The sequence below is a fragment of the Francisella adeliensis genome (assembly GCF_003290445.1).
Lineage (GTDB): Bacteria > Pseudomonadota > Gammaproteobacteria > Francisellales > Francisellaceae > Francisella > Francisella adeliensis.
This window is the reverse complement of record NZ_CP021781.1, coordinates 1,572,220-1,589,063: the sequence shown is the minus strand read 5'-3', so window position 1 is coordinate 1,589,063 and position 16,844 is coordinate 1,572,220. Positions and strand designations below refer to the sequence as shown.

Here is a 16,844-nt window from a genome sequence, read left to right as displayed (position 1 = left end):
TTTAAATGAGTTTCTTAAACTTAAAAGATGTTGATTTAAAAAATAAAAAAGTAGTTGTACGTGTTGATTTTAATGTACCAATTAAAAATGGTAAAGTTACAAGTAAAGTAAGGATTGAAGCGGCAGTTCCAACTATTTCTTATATTCTTGAGCAAGGTGGGGCAGTTATACTATTATCTCACCTTGGTCGTCCTACAGAGGGTGAATATGATCCTCAATTTTCATTAGAACCAGTTGCTAAAGCCTTAGCTAAGATGATTGATAAACCTGTTAAGTTTGAAAAAAATTGGCTTAATGGTGTTGAAGCTAAAGCTGGCGATATTGTTATGTGTGATAATGTGCGTTTCAATAAAGGCGAAAAAGCATGTGATGAAGATTTATCTAAAAATATAGCTGCTCTAGGAGATGTATTTGTAATGGATGCATTTGCTACTTCACACCGTGCTCAAGCGACTACTTTTGGTGTTGCAAAATACATTAAAACAGCTTGTGCTGGACTATTGCTGGAAAAAGAAATTAAAGCATTAGAAAAAGCATTAAAAGAGCCTAAAAAGCCAATGGCTGCTATAGTTGGTGGTTCTAAGGTATCTACTAAACTATCTGTATTACATAACCTTGTAAATAAGGTTGAAGTACTTATCGTTGGTGGTGGTATAGCAAATACTTTCATAAAAGCTAGTGGTTACAATGTTGGTAAATCTCTTTATGAAGAAGATTTGGTAGCAGAAGCACAAGAAATTATGGCTGATGCAAAAGCTAAAGGCGTAATAGTGCCTATACCTGTTGATGTAAGAGTAGCTAAAGAGTTTAGCGAAACTGCAGAAGCTACTATCAAAGATGTTACAGATGTCGCAGATGATGAGCAAATTTTAGATATAGGTCCTAAGTCTGCTGAAAATATCGCCAAACTTTTAAAAGATTCTAATACTATCTTGTGGAATGGTCCATTAGGAGTATTTGAGTTTGATAATTTTGGTGAAGGAACAAAAACTTTATCTCTTGCTATAGCTGAATCAAAAGGCTTTTCTGTCGCTGGAGGTGGTGATACTATCGCAGCAATTGAGAAGTATGATATAGAAGATAAAGTTTCTTATATATCTACAGCTGGTGGAGCGTTCTTAGAGTTTCTTGAAGGTAAAGAATTACCTGCTGTTGAAATACTAAAAGAAAAAGCACAAGCTAAAGCTTAAAGGAAAATAACGATGAAAAGAACTAAAATATTAGCAACGCTTGGTCCAGCTAGTGAGTCAAAAGAAGTACTTACAGCTATGATAAAAGCTGGTGTAAATGCCGTAAGGTGTAATTTCTCTCATGGTTCACCAGAAGATCATCGTAAAAGAGTTGATTTAATCCGCAGTATTGCTAAAGAGCAAGATACTTATGTGGGTATATTGGCTGATTTACAAGGACCAAAGATTAGGCTTTCAAAGTTTAAAAATGGTTCTGAAATGCTTAAAAAAGGTCAAAAGTTTATTCTGGATTCAGATTTGGGTGTAGAAGAGGGAGATGATAAAAGTGTAGGCATTGATTATAAAGAGCTTATTCAAGATGTTAAGCCGAAAGATATTTTACTAGTAGATGATGGTAAGATTGTGCTTGAGGTTGAGTCTGTAAAAGGAAATAAAGCGACAACTAAAGTTTTAGTAGGTGGTAAGGTTTCTAATAACAAAGGTATCAACAAAAAAGGTGGTGGTTTAACAGCTCCTGCTTTGACTGAAAAAGATATTGAAGATATCAAAACAGCTGCAATGCTACAAGTTGATTTCTTGGCAGTATCTTTTGTGCGTGATGGTAAAGACATGGACTATGCTCGCAAATTAGTAAATGAAGCTGGTTGGAAGCCTGCTATGGTTGCTAAAATTGAAAGAGCAGAAGCCGTACTTAAAGATAATCTTAAAGCTATAGTTGATGCTTCAGATATGGTGATGGTTGCTCGTGGTGATTTAGCAGTAGAGATTGGTGATGAAAATGTACCGGCTGCACAAAAGCTAATAATTACAACAGCTCGCCAAAATGAAAAAGGTTCTATAACAGCTACGCAAATGATGGAATCTATGATAGATAACTCGTCTCCAACTCGTGCAGAAGCATCTGATGTGGCAAATGCCGTGTTTGATGGTACTGATGCTGTGATGCTTTCAGCAGAGACTGCTGTTGGTAGCTATCCTGTAGAGACAATTGAAGCGATGTCGCGCATATGTGATTCTGCAGAACATAGTAAGTATAGTCATATGGTTAAAAAACCTAAGATTGCAGATTGTAGTCGTGTTGACCAAGCTGTATCTGTAGCTGCTGTTAAGATAGCAAATGAAATTAATGCTAAAGGTTTAATAGTGCTTACAGAAGGTGGTAATACTTCGCGTTGGATGTCTCGTATAAATACATCTTTACCGATTTATGCACTATCGCGTAATGCTACAACTTTAGGAGCTATGACATTATTTAGAGGTGTTGTGCCGATACATTTCGACTCTACTAGAATGTCTAAACTATATGTAAATAGATCTGCTTGTATGGAATTAGAAAGTAGAAACTATGCGAAAGATGGTGATATTTTAGTGCTTACAAGTGGGGATAGCATGGGTGTGCATGGTAGCTCAAATAAGATTAAAGTAATAATTGCAGGTCAAGTAAGATAACAAAATAAAGAGGAGAATAAAATGGCATTAGTTTCATTAAGACAACTTTTAGATCATGCTGCTGAGAATGGTTATGGTATTCCAGCGTTTAATGTAAATAACCTAGAGCAGGTTAGAGCTGTGATGGAAGCTGCTGATAAAGTAAACTCACCAGTTATCCTACAAGGTTCTGCAGGTGCAAGAAAGTACGCAGGTGCTCCTTTCATCAGACATCTTGTATTAGCTGCTATTGAAGAGTATCCACATCTGCCTGTATGTATGCACCAAGATCATGGTACATCTCCTGCAGTTTGTCAAAGATCTATTCAGTTGGGCTTTTCATCTGTAATGATGGACGGCTCGTTAATGAGTGATGGTAAGACTCCAGCTAGCTATGAGTACAATGTAGATGTTACTAAAACTGTAACAGATATGGCTCATGCTTGTGGTGTGTCTGTTGAGGGTGAGTTAGGCTGTTTAGGTTCTTTAGAAACTGGTCAAGCTGGTGAAGAAGATGGCGTTGGCGCAGAAGGTACTTTATCTATGGATCAAATGCTTACTGATCCTGAAGAGGCTGCTGACTTTGTTAAGAAAACTAAGGTTGATGCTTTAGCAATTGCTATAGGTACTTCTCACGGTGCTTATAAGTTCACTAAGCCACCTACAGGTGATGTTTTATCTATAAGCAGAGTAAAAGAGATTCACGCTAGAATCCCTAACACTCACCTTGTAATGCATGGTTCTTCATCTGTACCTCAAGACTGGTTAGAAGTTATCAATAATTACGGTGGTTCTATGGGTGAAACTTACGGCGTACCTGTAAGTGAAATCGTAGAAGCTATTAAGTACGGTGTGCGTAAAGTAAATATCGATACAGATCTTCGTATGGCAGCTACTGGTGCGATAAGAAGGTTTATGGCTGAAAATCCAGCAGAATTTGATCCACGCAAATATAATGCTGTAGCAAAAGCAGCTATGTCTGAAATATGTGCTGCTAGATACGAAGCATTTGGTTCAGCTGGTCAAGCTAGCAAAATAAATGCTACATCGCTTGAGACTATGTTTGGTCTATATGAAAAAGGTGAACTTGACCCTGTAGTTAAATAATTAATCTATAAAATTCTTCTAATTTTTCTCTAAAAAAATCTATCTTTATAGGAATTGCTGAAAATAATAAAAAACTATTGATTTAATACCAAAAGATCATTAAGTACTTAGCAACCATCTGTCAAAATGTCTGTTACAATACAAAGAAAACTGAGACTTCGACTTCGTTCAACGATATTGTTTTCTTGTACAATAATATTAAATCAACAGTTTTAATGGTTTTTTGAATAATGCTCAAAAGATAAGGGAAAGTTTTATTTGTCTATAAAATTTGTAAGAGATTTTGATGGATCTAGTAGACTACTAGTTGTTATAAAATTAGTAATCTTTTTCCCAGTCAACAGTGATTTTTTTATCAGCAATATTTTCTGATAATATATATCGTTTGATATAAGGTATAAGATATTCATCTTTATCAAGTTGACATATCAAAACTTGGTTTGAGCCTGTATCAATTACATCAACAACCTTACCAAAAGAGTCATTAGATGTATTGGTGACACAACAATCAATCAAGTCTGCATAATATGTCTCATCATTACCTAACTCAGGTAAAGCACTCTTAGGCACACCTACCATAGCATTCACAAATTTTTTAGCGATATTTGCGTTATCAATATTTGCAAATTTGATGTAGATTTTGTCTGCACGACGGAAGACATTTTCATCGCTAAGTTTTTGCCAGTCTTGAGAATTTGCTAATTGGATATACCAATCACCATAACTTAAAAGTGTTTCAATACTGTTTGCTATAGGGTATAGATTGAGTTCGCCATCGAGTTTATAAGTAGCTCCAATACGAGCTATTTCAACGAAATCTTCGGTCATAAAAATTTTAGAATTTGAAGTGTGCTATTAAGCAGCAGCTTTTTGAGCTTCTTTGATTAAGCTTGCAACTCTATCAGATGGTTGAGCGCCTTTAGCGATCCATTCTTGAGCTTTAGCAACATCAAGTTTTAATCTTTCTTCGCCACCTTTAGCTACAGGGTTAAAGAAACCTAATCTTTCGATGAATTTACCATCTCTAGGGCTTCTTTTGTCAGCAACTACGATTCTATAGAAAGGACGCTTTTTTGCTCCACCACGAGCCATACGGATTACTACCATTTATTTATTCTCCAATTATTATTTGTATATTAAAAAGTCATTAAACTAAGTAGAGCAGCCATCTGCTTAGCAAAATATATTCAAAAATTTAATAGCATAACTTTAAAGACTATTGATGCAAAAGTCAATAGTTGACTTATGAATAACATCATATATAATTATTTTCGTCGCTGAATTTAACAAACAACTTGCTTGCGACCATAAAAAACAAGCTAAAGCGTTTCTAAGAATCTCTTATGAGTCTTTCCAGAAAACCTTTTAGCAGTCTCACAATTAAAAGGAGAAATAATAATGTCGAAAAATTATTTATTTACATCAGAGTCTGTTTCTGAAGGGCACCCAGATAAGCTTGCTGATCAAATTTCAGATGCAATTTTAGATGCAATCTTAGAACAAGATAAAAATGCTCGTGTAGCTTGTGAAACACTAGTTAAGACAGGCATGGCATTAGTTGCAGGCGAGATTTCAACTTCTGCATGGGTTGATATAGAAGAATTAGTGCGTAATGTTATTACAGAGACAGGTTATGATAATGCTGAAAAAGGTATAGATGGTAGGACTTGTTCAGTAATAAATGCTATTGGTAAACAATCTAGTGATATTGCTCAGGGTGTTGATCGTGGTTCATTGGCCGATTTAGGTGCTGGTGATCAAGGCTTGATGTTTGGGTTTGCAACTAATGAGACTCCGACACTTATGCCTGCAGCTATATATTATTCTCATTTACTTATGAGGAAACAAGCTGAGCTTAGAAAATCGCGCAAACTTGCTTGGTTGCGTCCAGATGCTAAAGCACAAGTTACATTAGCTTATGAGAATGGTAAGCCGAAATTTGTTGATACAGTGGTATTATCGACTCAACATGATGAAACCATTTCTCAAAAAGATCTTCATGACGCTATCATACAAGAGGTAGTAAAAGAAGTTATACCAGCCGATTTACTTACTAAGGATACTAAATATCACATAAACCCAACAGGTGTGTTTTTAATAGGTGGACCTCAAGGAGATTGTGGATTAACTGGTCGTAAAATTATAGTTGATACTTATGGTGGAGCAGCTCATCATGGAGGAGGTGCATTTTCTGGTAAAGATCCATCAAAAGTTGATCGTTCAGGTGCTTATATGGGTAGATACATTGCTAAAAATATCGTGGCAGCAGGTTTAGCAGATAAATGTGAAGTACAAGTAGCTTATGCAATTGGAGTGGCTAGTCCTGTTTCTCTTATGGTAAATACATTTGGTACTGGTAAAGTTGCAGATAGTAAAATTGAGCAAATAGTATCTGAAGTTTTTGATTTGCGAGTTGGTAAGATTATAGAAAATTTGGATCTTTTAAGACCTATCTATCGTAAGACTTCTAATTATGGACATTTTGGTAGAGAGCTAGCTGAATTTAATTGGGAGAAAATTGATAAGGCTGAAGCTCTAAAATCTTCTTTTTCAATATAGTAAGCTCTAAAATTTATCAAAATGTCATTATATAAATCATCTCACACTTAATTTTTTCCAAAGAAAATTATTTTTTTAATCTTGAGTTTATTGTTTATTAGTAGAGCTTAACGCTAGAAATACTGCAGTGTTTATGGTAGCGTATAGATATACGATTTGTAAGTTTACATAATAAACCATGGAGATATATTATGAAAAAAATTTGTTTAGCAATGATGGCACTAGGTTTATCTACAACGCCATTAATAGCAACTGCAATGAGTTCATCGAATACTGAAAGTGCATCTTATAATGCTGGTGAAAAGGTTGGACAAATTGCAGACTCTGCTAAAGATAAAGCAAATCAAGCATCTGTATCGGCTGGCGAAATGTCTGATAGTGTTAAAACAAATGCTCAAAATATGAATGATACTGTTTCTAATAAGTCTGAATCAGCTAAAGCTTCTCTGAATCAGGCTATTGATGATACTCAAGATAAAGCGCAGAATATGACTGATGATGCATCAGAAAAATTAGATGCAATGCAAGATTCTGTAGCTGAGAAAACTGGTCAAAGTTCAGATGATATGAATAAGATGATCGATGATGCCCAGGTTAAAGCACAATCTATAGCAGATGATACATCTGATAAAGTTGATGATATGCAAGATGCTATGTCTAATGAAGCAAATGATGCAACAACAAGTATGGGTTCTACTTCAGATGATGTTTCTAACAAAGCTGAAGGTATGAAAAACACCATGATAAATGAAGCGGATGATGCAACGAACAGTGCTAAAAATATGGCTGATAGCAGCTCTCAAAAGGCTAAAGATATACAAGCTAAAACAGATGCTGCCGTTGATGATTTTAACAAAGGTATGGAAGATCAAGTAAGCTAATAAATGCAATCTATGAAAAAAATACTTAAAAAAATTAAGCTAACAATTAATATTCCTCTTGTTATATTTTTGCTTATATCAGGTTCTTTGCTTCTAATAGCCAATATTAATAGTAGTCCAGTTGATCAGGCGAAAGAAACTGTTAATAATACTGTTGACCAGGTTTCTGAGAAGTTAAATAATGCTGCTGATGATAGCACACCTCTTGCTGACGATTCTAATTAATTTTTTTCCTGATAAATATAGTGGGGTTTATACCTATCAGGGTTATCACTTTATATAGTAAATGTATATTCCAATATATCATTGAAAGGCTAGAAGCAACTGCTAAGCCGTATACTCCATATTCTAGAGTTAGGAATATACCCAAAATTATATTTATGGCTAAAGCAAAGTAAAATGCTATACAAGTTTTTCTCTCAAACCCTGCCATGTTAAGTATAGTTGCTACACATCCTGACAGTACATTTATAATTTGACCAACCATTAAAATACAAAAAATATAATATGAAGCTGTATATTGTTCACCGTATAATAAAATTATTGGGTAACCGCAAATTATTAATCCACTTATTGCAAATATGGAAAGTATAAAGATAATTTTAGTGTAAGATGTTATTCTTCCTTGGAAAACCTCTTTAGAGCAATTTTTATAATCGTCAGCTATTTGAGATAATACATTTGAATTTACTGCATTTAGAACAAAACTAACTAAAGCAGAAAGTTGTAGTGCAACACCAAATAATGCAACATTTGAAGTATCACTAAAGACTTTTAATATTATAATATCTATCTGAGATAAAAGTAGTAACCCCCATTGCATTAAAGCAAAAGATAAGTTGCTTCCAGCAGGTTTAAAGCTTTTAAAACTATAGTTTTTGAGTTGTTTTAACCATATCATGAAAATATAACTGAACATACATATAGCTATAAAAGCGATCAAGATAGTTGAGTTAGTTATCTGCATAAAGAAAAAGTATGAAACTATAGCAAACATTATTAGTCGTAAGCCTAATTGGATAAGGTTTGCATAAACAACAACTCGCTTGGCAACAAAAAATGACTGTAATATGTTTGCTATAAAAAAAGGTATTGCAAAAAGTAGCGCAAATGTTTGAATAAGGTTTGTAGATGAACTTAAATAATTGGGTATAGTAATTAGTGCTAAAACGATAATGATTAAGACCAAACCGCGTTTGAAATACCAATTTTGTGCTAAAAAAGTCTCCTGATCTCTTTTGAAACCCAACTCATCTGATTTACCCCAAGTACGAGCAAGTATCCCACCTGCTCCCATAGTAGCAATAACAGCTAAGATAGTTGCTACTGTAACCCCAAATATATAAAATCCATACTGATCCATTGTAAGGTGTCTAGCAAGCATTATAGCTGTTATAAAAGCACAGCCTTGCCCTAGAGCTTGAACAAACATTGTCATTAATGATTTTGATAGGATATGGTTTGAACGAATACGATTAATCACAAAATAATTATTTTTTGAAGATGTAAGAAGATTCTAGCAAATATGGTATAAGAATGTATAGTTATTTAACTTTCAAACTTGCTTAACTCTTTAACTATATCGTTAAATTCTTTTCTTTCAAAGTCGTAAGTTAGCTGATCATCAGCTTGTTTTTGACAACTTTTAGCATATGCTAAAACAACTTTTTTATTTTGCCCATTGAGATGCTTAGATATATGTATCAAGCTTTTTTGGATTCGTTTTGCAACCATAATGTTTCCACCACCATAAACTCTTATATATTCAAAGCTACTTTTGATGAATCTTTCTATAGAAATTTCTCTAAGATATAGTTGTTCATAATTAATTTGATGGTCTTGCGAGGATTCAGTAAATATCTTTTTAAGACAGCGATTAATAGCATCAATCACATGTATAGCAGTGCCAGGGTCATTAGTAGAGGGGCTAAGAGCTTTTGCAGCTATTTCACTCAGTGTTTCAACCCCAAAGACAGGATCGTCTAAAAAACTTTTTTCAGTAGAAATCGTAAAGTAAGATGCTATGTCTGATAATTGTTCATCTGATAAAGTTTTTGAAGCTTTTGCATGAGCTAAAACTTCAGAGCATGCTAAATGTTCGCCTTTATGTTTTGTAATATAAAGCTTTATATTAGCATTTTTACAGTACGCATTTAAGCCCTCAATATTTATGCCATTTAAATAACCATATTCATTAGCATAAATTATTTTGGTATTATTCGGAAGCTTATTTTTTTCTAATCGATTACATCCAAGGTATGGATCGGATATATATTTTTGTATAGCATTTAATGCTTGAGATTCAGTCTTGTTCATCAGTGTTTTTACCTGACCAAGCTTTGCAATACTATCAATCCAAACAATAAAAGTAAAAATAACCCAGGCAAATACAGCTATTGTGATAAGAAAAATAAGAAATATTCCTGTTTCATCAAAAATACCTGATTTAATAGCTACAGTAGCTACAACCCCATAGATAAAAGTACCTATGAAGCAGGATGTAGCATCGTGAGAAGTATTGTCTCTTAGTAGTAAAGAAAGGATTCTTGGCGTACCAGAGTTGCTAGCAGAATTATAAGCTGTGACAATTGAACCTACTGTAAATACAATTACCGCAAGCATACTGCCTGTAATTATAGATAATAGAGAATTAACAGTTTCTATGTTTATTTTAGTTGAGTGGATATTTACATCGAGCTCTTGAAGTAAAAAGCATAGATAAACCCACAATATAGCAATAAGGCTATAGGATAATGGTCTATACCAAAGTTTACTTCTAAGGTTGTATAAGGCTCTTTTAAGAGATTCTAGTAGATTTATCATTCACATTACCAAAACTTACTTAGAGGTATATTAAAGTTTAACAGTATTCTGATAATAGTGTAAATGAAATTAAGAACCCAAATTACTCACTAAACATAAGTTAGAGTATAAAGATAAAGTGTTATATGTAAGGCAGGTTTTTTTAAGGGAGATTATTTTTCATTTAATAGATTTAAAGCTAATGCTAATGAGCCTTTAACACCTGTATTATCACCAAAAGATGCTGGGACTATGAAGTTGTCCATATTTTTAAGAGAAGGGTAGTCAAAGTAATTGTTGAGAAGGTTTTTCACATTTTTTCTGACTTTAGTAAAAAGAATATTTTTATTCATTATTCCACCACCTAAAATTACTTTTTCAGGTGAGAGTGTAAATATGAAGCTTACAATAGCTTTTGCTAGATATTCAGCTTCATACACCCATGCAATATGATCATCAGCAAGTTTACTCGCATTTGATACACCCCAACGAGTATTTACAGCAGTACCAGAGGCTAATCCTTCAAGACAATTGTTGTGAAAAGGACAACAGCCCACAAAATCATCATTTGGATTCTGGGAAATGTTTATGTGACCGAGCTCTGTATGTGTGGCACCTTGAACTATGCGGTTGTTACATATTGCACCACCACCAATACCTGTACCGATAGTCAAATACATCAGGTTTTCAAGCCCTTGAGCTGATCCCCAAAGTTGCTCACAGATTGCAGCAGCATTTACATCGGTATTAAAGTTTATAGGACCATTAAATACTGATCTAATAGAACTAACAATATCAAAGTTTTGCCAAGCAATTTTAGGTGTATTGGTAATAAAACCATAAGTTGGAGAATTAAGGTTTATATCTATTGGCCCAAAACAACCAAGTCCAAGAGCTTTGATATCGTATTTGGATTGATAGTTTTTTAAAACTTCAAGGGTTTCAGCCATTGTTTCAGCTGGAGTGGTAGTATCTGTACGATGTCTTTCAATTACATTGCCTTCCGTATCGCCAACAGTTGTGAAAAACTTGGTTCCGCCAGCTTCTATTCCTGCTATATACATTTTAAAGATTTTAAAGGATTAATATTTGTATAATACCATTAAAAGATTATAAAATTAATCACTATTTAGAGTAGTTTTATTGATTTAGGGAGAGTCGTTTTAGATCGTATAAACTCTTAATATTAACTATTGAGGTGTTTTGAATTGTTACCTCAAAAGGTTAGTGGTTTATATTTGGATTATGTTATTTACTTTTCTTATGGTGTTCTCTCGTATGCTCTTTATGATCATGGTGTTTAGTTTTATGATGTTTGTGACTATCTGGGTCACTATGTGTTTGGACAGCATGTTTATTTTGATTTGGATCACCACCATGTTGAGTGTGTGGATGAGATTTTTCGTGATCTCTATGCTTTAGTGTATTCTTGTTGTGCTTATGATTCTCTTCACCATATTTGTTTTCCATAGTTTTTGCGGTAGAGACTTTGGTTTTTTGCATTTTTTCTGACATTATAATCACTCCTTTAAAGTATTGATTACAACTAAATCATAACAAAAAAAATGATTTTACGCTATAAGTTATTTAATAACCGAGATACCACCCATATAGTTGACTAAAGCCTCAGGCACAATTATAGAGCCATCTTCTTGCTGATAATTTTCAATAACAGCTAAAAGTGTACGACCAACAGCAAGTCCAGAACCATTTAATGTATGAACTAACTCAGGTTTTTTCATGCTGACATTTTTATGGCGAGCTTTCATTCTACGAGCTTGGAAATCCCCGCACCAACTACATGAAGATATTTCACGGTAAGTGTTTTGAGAAGGTAGCCAAACTTCTAAGTCATAAGTCTTTTTAGCATGAGAGCCCATGTCACTAGTACATAAACGCATTACACGATATGGTAAGTTTAGTTTTTGTAATATTTTTTCTGCGTGAGATGTGAGTAGTTCAAGTGACTCTTCACCTTTTTCTGCAGTAGTTATATGCACGAGTTCAACTTTTTCAAACTGATGCTGGCGAATCATCCCTTTAGTATCTCGACCATAAGATCCTGCTTCACTTCTAAAGCAAGGTGTATGAGCAGTATATAGTCTTGGTAAAGATTCTGTATCAAGTATTTCATCTCTAACCATATTAGTGAGAGGGACTTCAGCAGTAGGGATAAGACTATAGTTAAAGTCACCTTCTAAGTTAAATAAATCTTCACCAAACTTAGGAAGTTGACCAGTACCGTATAAGCTATCTTTATTTACAATGAAAGGTACATACAGCTCTTCATAACCGTGCTTGTCTGTATGAATATCAAGCATAAATTGGCTTAAAGCTCTGTGTAACTTTGCAATCTTGTTTTTAAGAACTACAAATCTACTACCTGTGATTTTAGCAGCAACTTGGAAATCAATCATATCAAGTGCTTCACCTAAGTCAGCATGGTCTTTCGCTTGTGCTTCAGAATGAAACTCACGAGGAGTTCCCCATCTTTTAAGCTCAACATTATCATCTTCAGATTTACCTATTGGTGTATCTTCATTTGGAATGTTTGGCATAGATAGAAGCTGTTGATTTATATCTTCAAGAAGTTTTTTTAAGTCTTTTTCTACAACTTTTAATTCTTCATTTATTGCACCAACTTTAGCAAAAATGTCACTGGCATCTTCGCCTTTTGCTTTTCTTTTACCAATTTCTTTTGAAGTGGTATTTCTTTTTGATTGAAGTTCTTGAGTTTTTTCTTGTAGTTCTTTCCTTTTTGCTTCATTTTTCTCAAAAAGTTCTGTGTCTAATTTATAGCCTCTAGTAGCTAGTCTGTCAGCTACTTCTTGGAGATTATCTTTGATGTATTTAGCGTCAAGCATATTAGTTTTATACCTTTTATTTATCGAAGTTAAATAGAGATTTGCCAGTCATTTGACTAGGTTGTTTAATTCCCATTACTTGTAACATTGTTGGGGCAATATCTGAAAGTTTTCCTTTACCATTTTCTACTGTAGTTTCAGCAGTATGCTGACCAACATAAACAAATGGTACAAGGTTTGTAGTGTGGGCTGTATGTGGTTTTTGAGTGTCTGGGTTTACCATAACATCAGCATTACCATGGTCAGCTGTAATGAACATATTGCCATTATTGTTTAAGATAGTGTCTTTCAAAGTAGCTAAGCATTTATCTAGATACTCAATAGCTTGCATAGCAGCTTCATAATTACCAGTATGTCCAACCATATCTGAGTTAGCATAATTACAAACTATACAATCATATTTGCCACTATTGATAGCATTTACTAATTTTTCAGTAAGTTCAGGTGCAGACATTTCAGGTTGTAAATCATAAGTTGCAACCTTAGGTGATGGAATTAGTAATCTATCCTCACCTACAAATTCATCTTCTTTACCACCATTAAAAAAGAAAGTTACATGAGGGTATTTTTCTGTTTCAGCGATTCTTAGTTGGGTTTTGTCGTTGTTAGCTAGTACTTCACCTAGAGTATTTATAGGTTGCTCTGGAGGGTAAGCTACATGACATTTAAGCTTAGAATCATATTGAGTAAGAGTTGTGAAGTTTATGTTTAAAGGTCTTTTTCTCTCAAAACCATCAAAATCTTTATCTGTAAAAGCATGACTTATTTCACGAGCTCTATCCGCACGGAAATTCATAAACAATACGCTATCGTTATCTTCTACTTTTATAGTAGAGCCATTGTTTGAGATACAAGTTGGTAGTACAAACTCGTCAGATTGGTCTCTATCATAAGATTGTTCTAATGCTTGTAAAGCTGAGTCACAAGTATATTCAGCATTTGCTTCTACTATTGCATTGTAAGCTTTTTCAACTCTATCCCAACGGTTATCTCTATCCATTGCATAATATCTACCAGATACAGAAGCTATATGACCAATATTTAAATCTTTTAAAAGTTTATCTGTAGCTTCAATAGATTCTTTTGCAGAGCGAGGCGGAGTATCTCGGCCATCTAAAAATGCGTGAATATAAACTTTTTTAACACCTTTATCTTTTGCCATTTTTATTGCTGCAAATATGTGCTCTTGATGAGAATGTACACCACCAGCTGATAGCAATCCCATGATATGAAGAGCAGAATCATTGTTTATAGCATTATCCATAGATTGGCAAAGTGCAGGGTTTTGCTCAAATGTTTTTTCAGCAATAGCTTTACCTATCTTAGTAAGTTCTTGATAGATAATTCTGCCTGAACCGATATTTACATGGCCTACTTCGGAATTACCCATTTGACCTGAAGGTAGTCCAACTTCTAGGCTCGATGCATTAATAAGTGTTTTAGGAAACTCATTCCAAATACTATCCCAAGTTGGAGTATCAGCATTTTTTATAGCGTTAAAATAATCATTGTCACTATATCCCCATCCATCTAGGATGACTAAAAGAGTAGTTTGTTTCATGATATCCTCAAGTTTAAGGTTTTATATAATAAATAAAAATATGAATAATTATAACGCTATATTTGTTATTTGTCTGCTTTGTCCTGCTAAAAACTAATGATTTTTAAGAATTGAGTATATTTGTTTTTATTAAAGTAATGGTTGCTTTTATATTAATATTATTTTTTGAGTATATGAGGTCTATTTCAGGATTTTTTGGAAATAAGTTGGAAATATACTGTTTAAAAATATATAGTGATAGTCAGTCTTTTTTAAATATACTGTCAAAATGGAACAAAAAAATATTGCTAATACTATCGTGATGGTTGAACCTAAGCACTTTCGCTTCAACCAAGAAACATCAGTTAATAACTCTTTTCAAAGTAAACTTGATATTACAAATGAGCAATTACAAACTGCTGTATTGAAAGAGTTTAAAACAATGGTTTGTAATATCAAATCAAAAGGTATTGATGTTATTACTTTAGAATCTAACGATAACACTCCTGATGCTGTATTTCCAAACAACTGGTTTTCAACACATATTATAAATGGTAATCCTTATGTTTTTATTTATCCGATGTATACACAAAATCGTCGTAATGAAGTTCAAATTGAAAATTTATTGAAAAACTTGGAGTCTAATACGGGTAAAGAATATAAGGTTTTAGATTTTCGTGGAGATTTTTCAAAAGCTCTAGAGGGCACAGGAGTTTTTATATTTGATCATGAGTTTAAAGTGGCTTATATGTCTGTATCACCTCGAGCAGATATAAGTTTAGCTAAAAAAGTATGTGAGAAAATTGGTTATAAATTGGTTACCTTTACAAGTTTTGATAAGAAAGGACCAATTTATCATACGAATGTGATGATGAGTGTTGGTGAACATGTTGCTGTTGTTTGTTTGGAATCTATAAGGTCAGACTTAGAAAGACAAAGTGTAGTTGAAAGTTTGGAGCAGGCAAATAAAATAATCATAGATATATCTCTAGATCAAATGTATAAAATGTGTGGTAACGTTTTAGAAGTGAAAAATAAGCAAGGTAAAAGTTTCTTAGTTTTATCGGAAACTGCTCACAACGGATTTACTCAGCAACAGCTAGATAAAATGACTAATTATATAACTTGTCTTCCGTGCAGCATTAAAAATATTGAAACAGTTGGTGGCGGAAGTGCCAGATGCATGTTGGCAGAAGTTTTTTATTGATTTTAAAGTTAATTACTAAACCTTAGTAGGAGTAAAATGTTTTGAGTAGTAATGTCGGTTTTTTTAAATATTGTGGTTGTGTTTTATTGGTCATAAGCTCTATGATCGGAGGTGGAATATTTGCACTACCAATAATGGCATTTAAAGTAGGAATTATTGCAACTATAGTCTTAACTATTTCAATGTATATATTAATGACTATATCTGGGATGTTGGTCGTTGAGGTCAGTACGAAGTTGCCAAAATTTAGGAATCACTATACATCTCTAGCTCAAGAAGCATTTGGTATGCCTGGTAAGATAATAACATTGATAGCATTTTCAGTGGCTATATATGCCAGTTTGACAGCTTATATTGGTGCGGTACCTTCTTTATTAGGTTCAAATGCTTGTAATATTAACTTATACAGTTGCATAAGCCCCTCAATTGCAGAAGTTTTATTTACAGCTATTTTATCTATAGTTCTCATCGGTAGTATGAAGTATTCCGAGAAAATTAATAGAGTTGTTATGACAGTTAAGTTAATTTCCCTGGTTTTGGTGATATTACTGTTGTCAAGGTATATTGATCTTAAAAGTCTTTTTGTAGTACCTATGAATTTTACAGCTATAACTCAAGCAACTCTCATAGTTATTTTGGCATTTTCATATCAATCTATATTACCAAGTATTGTGAATTATGTTGGGCCTGAAAATAAGAAAGAGATTAAAAAAATTATACTTATAGGTACCTTTATAACCTGTGTTATATATACACTATGGGTTGTTATTATGTCTGGGTTCATAAAGCATGCTGGGGCAGATGAGATATTTATGGCTGATCCGACACTCGACGGACTTGTTTCAATAATAAAACAAAGCAGCTCAAGTTCATTGGCAGTTAGTGCTTTAGATATTTTTTTAAATGTTAGTCTGTTTGCATCATTTATTACGATATCACTAGCATTTATTGATTTTTGGATTGATGCTTTAAAATTAAGTCCTAATTTAAAGGGTCGTATAATTGCTGGAGCAATAGTATTGATACCATCGTTGTTGATAGCGGTATACTTTAATGATATATTTGTATTAGCTCTAGCTGTATCAGGGTTTGCAGGTATAGCTTATTCTATAGTTTTGCCTGCTAGTGTGTCCTGTAAATTATTTGATAAGTATAATCGTGATGGCTCTTACTTCTTTGGCGGTGGTCGAGGTGTTAGAGCACTGATTTTCATAATAGCAGTTATCTTTATGATATTTGCTTTGTTTTATTAAACAATAGTAAGAG

The 16,844-nt window shown here is 33.6% G+C and carries 16 protein-coding genes; 8 read left to right on the top strand and 8 right to left on the bottom strand.

The features are described from left to right. Positions 1-5: 5 nt before the first annotated feature. From CDH04_RS07660 to fba, 3 genes are read left to right on the top strand one after another with little or no spacing between them, the layout of a single operon-like run. The gene (locus CDH04_RS07660) at positions 6-1,190 is read left to right on the top strand and encodes a phosphoglycerate kinase (RefSeq protein ID WP_112870463.1); all 1,185 of its coding nucleotides are present in this window, start codon (positions 6-8) and stop codon (positions 1,188-1,190) included. Positions 1,191-1,202: 12 nt separating this feature from the next. Further along, positions 1,203-2,639: a pyruvate kinase gene (pyk, locus tag CDH04_RS07655; protein ID WP_112870462.1), complete on the top strand. Its 1,437-nt coding sequence runs from the start codon at positions 1,203-1,205 to the stop codon at positions 2,637-2,639. 21 nt (positions 2,640-2,660) lie between these two features. Next, positions 2,661-3,725 (top strand): class II fructose-bisphosphate aldolase, encoded by a 1,065-nt coding sequence (gene fba / locus CDH04_RS07650; protein WP_112870461.1) that lies wholly within the window; start codon positions 2,661-2,663, stop codon positions 3,723-3,725. Positions 3,726-4,043: 318 nt separating this feature from the next. Here fba and rimM read toward each other — a convergent pair whose 3' ends face one another. Continuing rightward, on the bottom strand, positions 4,044-4,553 hold the full coding sequence (gene rimM, locus CDH04_RS07645; RefSeq protein WP_112870460.1) for a ribosome maturation factor RimM: 510 nt from the start codon (positions 4,551-4,553) through the stop codon (positions 4,044-4,046). A 27-nt stretch (positions 4,554-4,580) separates the two neighbouring features. Beyond that, positions 4,581-4,832: a 30S ribosomal protein S16 gene (gene rpsP, locus CDH04_RS07640; RefSeq protein WP_112870459.1), complete on the bottom strand. Its 252-nt coding sequence runs from the start codon at positions 4,830-4,832 to the stop codon at positions 4,581-4,583. A gap of 291 nt (positions 4,833-5,123) precedes the next feature. Here rpsP and metK point away from each other — a divergent pair, with 291 nt between their 5' ends. The 3 genes from metK (at position 5,124) to CDH04_RS07625 (ending at position 7,390) form a co-directional block, all read left to right on the top strand. Next, positions 5,124-6,284 carry a methionine adenosyltransferase gene (metK, locus tag CDH04_RS07635; RefSeq protein ID WP_112870458.1) on the top strand — a complete coding sequence of 387 codons (1,161 nt, stop codon included), beginning with the start codon at positions 5,124-5,126 and terminating at the stop codon, positions 6,282-6,284. Positions 6,285-6,475: 191 nt separating this feature from the next. After that, positions 6,476-7,165, top strand: a complete 690-nt coding sequence (locus CDH04_RS07630) for a hypothetical protein (RefSeq protein ID WP_112870457.1) — start codon at positions 6,476-6,478, stop codon at positions 7,163-7,165. A 12-nt stretch (positions 7,166-7,177) separates the two neighbouring features. Next, positions 7,178-7,390, top strand: a complete 213-nt coding sequence (locus tag CDH04_RS07625; RefSeq protein ID WP_112870927.1) for a hypothetical protein — start codon at positions 7,178-7,180, stop codon at positions 7,388-7,390. On the opposite strand, the gene CDH04_RS07620 is transcribed toward CDH04_RS07625, so the two are convergent. The 6 genes from CDH04_RS07620 to gpmI form a co-directional block, all read right to left on the bottom strand. After that, positions 7,383-8,648 carry a lipopolysaccharide biosynthesis protein gene (locus CDH04_RS07620; RefSeq protein ID WP_112870456.1) on the bottom strand — a complete coding sequence of 422 codons (1,266 nt, stop codon included), beginning with the start codon at positions 8,646-8,648 and terminating at the stop codon, positions 7,383-7,385. The genes CDH04_RS07625 and CDH04_RS07620 overlap by 8 nt on opposite strands. 65 nt (positions 8,649-8,713) lie before the next feature. Then, positions 8,714-9,988, bottom strand: a complete 1,275-nt coding sequence (locus CDH04_RS07615) for a DUF2254 domain-containing protein (RefSeq protein WP_112870455.1) — start codon at positions 9,986-9,988, stop codon at positions 8,714-8,716. 152 nt (positions 9,989-10,140) lie between these two features. Then, complete coding sequence (locus tag CDH04_RS07610; RefSeq protein WP_112870454.1) at positions 10,141-11,031, bottom strand: ROK family protein; 891 nt, start codon at positions 11,029-11,031, stop codon at positions 10,141-10,143. Between the two features lie 184 nt (positions 11,032-11,215). Beyond that, a complete protein-coding gene (locus CDH04_RS07605) occupies positions 11,216-11,482 on the bottom strand; it encodes a hypothetical protein (protein ID WP_112870453.1) in 267 nt (88 codons plus the stop codon). Between the two features lie 68 nt (positions 11,483-11,550). After that, a complete protein-coding gene (gene serS / locus CDH04_RS07600) occupies positions 11,551-12,831 on the bottom strand; it encodes a serine--tRNA ligase (RefSeq protein ID WP_112870452.1) in 1,281 nt (426 codons plus the stop codon). A gap of 16 nt (positions 12,832-12,847) precedes the next feature. Continuing rightward, on the bottom strand, positions 12,848-14,392 hold the full coding sequence (gpmI, locus tag CDH04_RS07595) for a 2,3-bisphosphoglycerate-independent phosphoglycerate mutase (RefSeq protein ID WP_112870451.1): 1,545 nt from the start codon (positions 14,390-14,392) through the stop codon (positions 12,848-12,850). A gap of 268 nt (positions 14,393-14,660) precedes the next feature. Here gpmI and ctlX point away from each other — a divergent pair, with 268 nt between their 5' ends. Further along, positions 14,661-15,578, top strand: coding sequence for a citrulline utilization hydrolase CtlX (gene ctlX, locus CDH04_RS07590; RefSeq protein ID WP_112870450.1), 918 nt, complete (start codon positions 14,661-14,663; stop codon positions 15,576-15,578). Positions 15,579-15,619: 41 nt separating this feature from the next. Further along, the gene (locus CDH04_RS07585) at positions 15,620-16,831 is read left to right on the top strand and encodes an aromatic amino acid transport family protein (RefSeq protein ID WP_112870449.1); all 1,212 of its coding nucleotides are present in this window, start codon (positions 15,620-15,622) and stop codon (positions 16,829-16,831) included. The last annotated feature ends 13 nt before the right edge of the window (positions 16,832-16,844 follow it).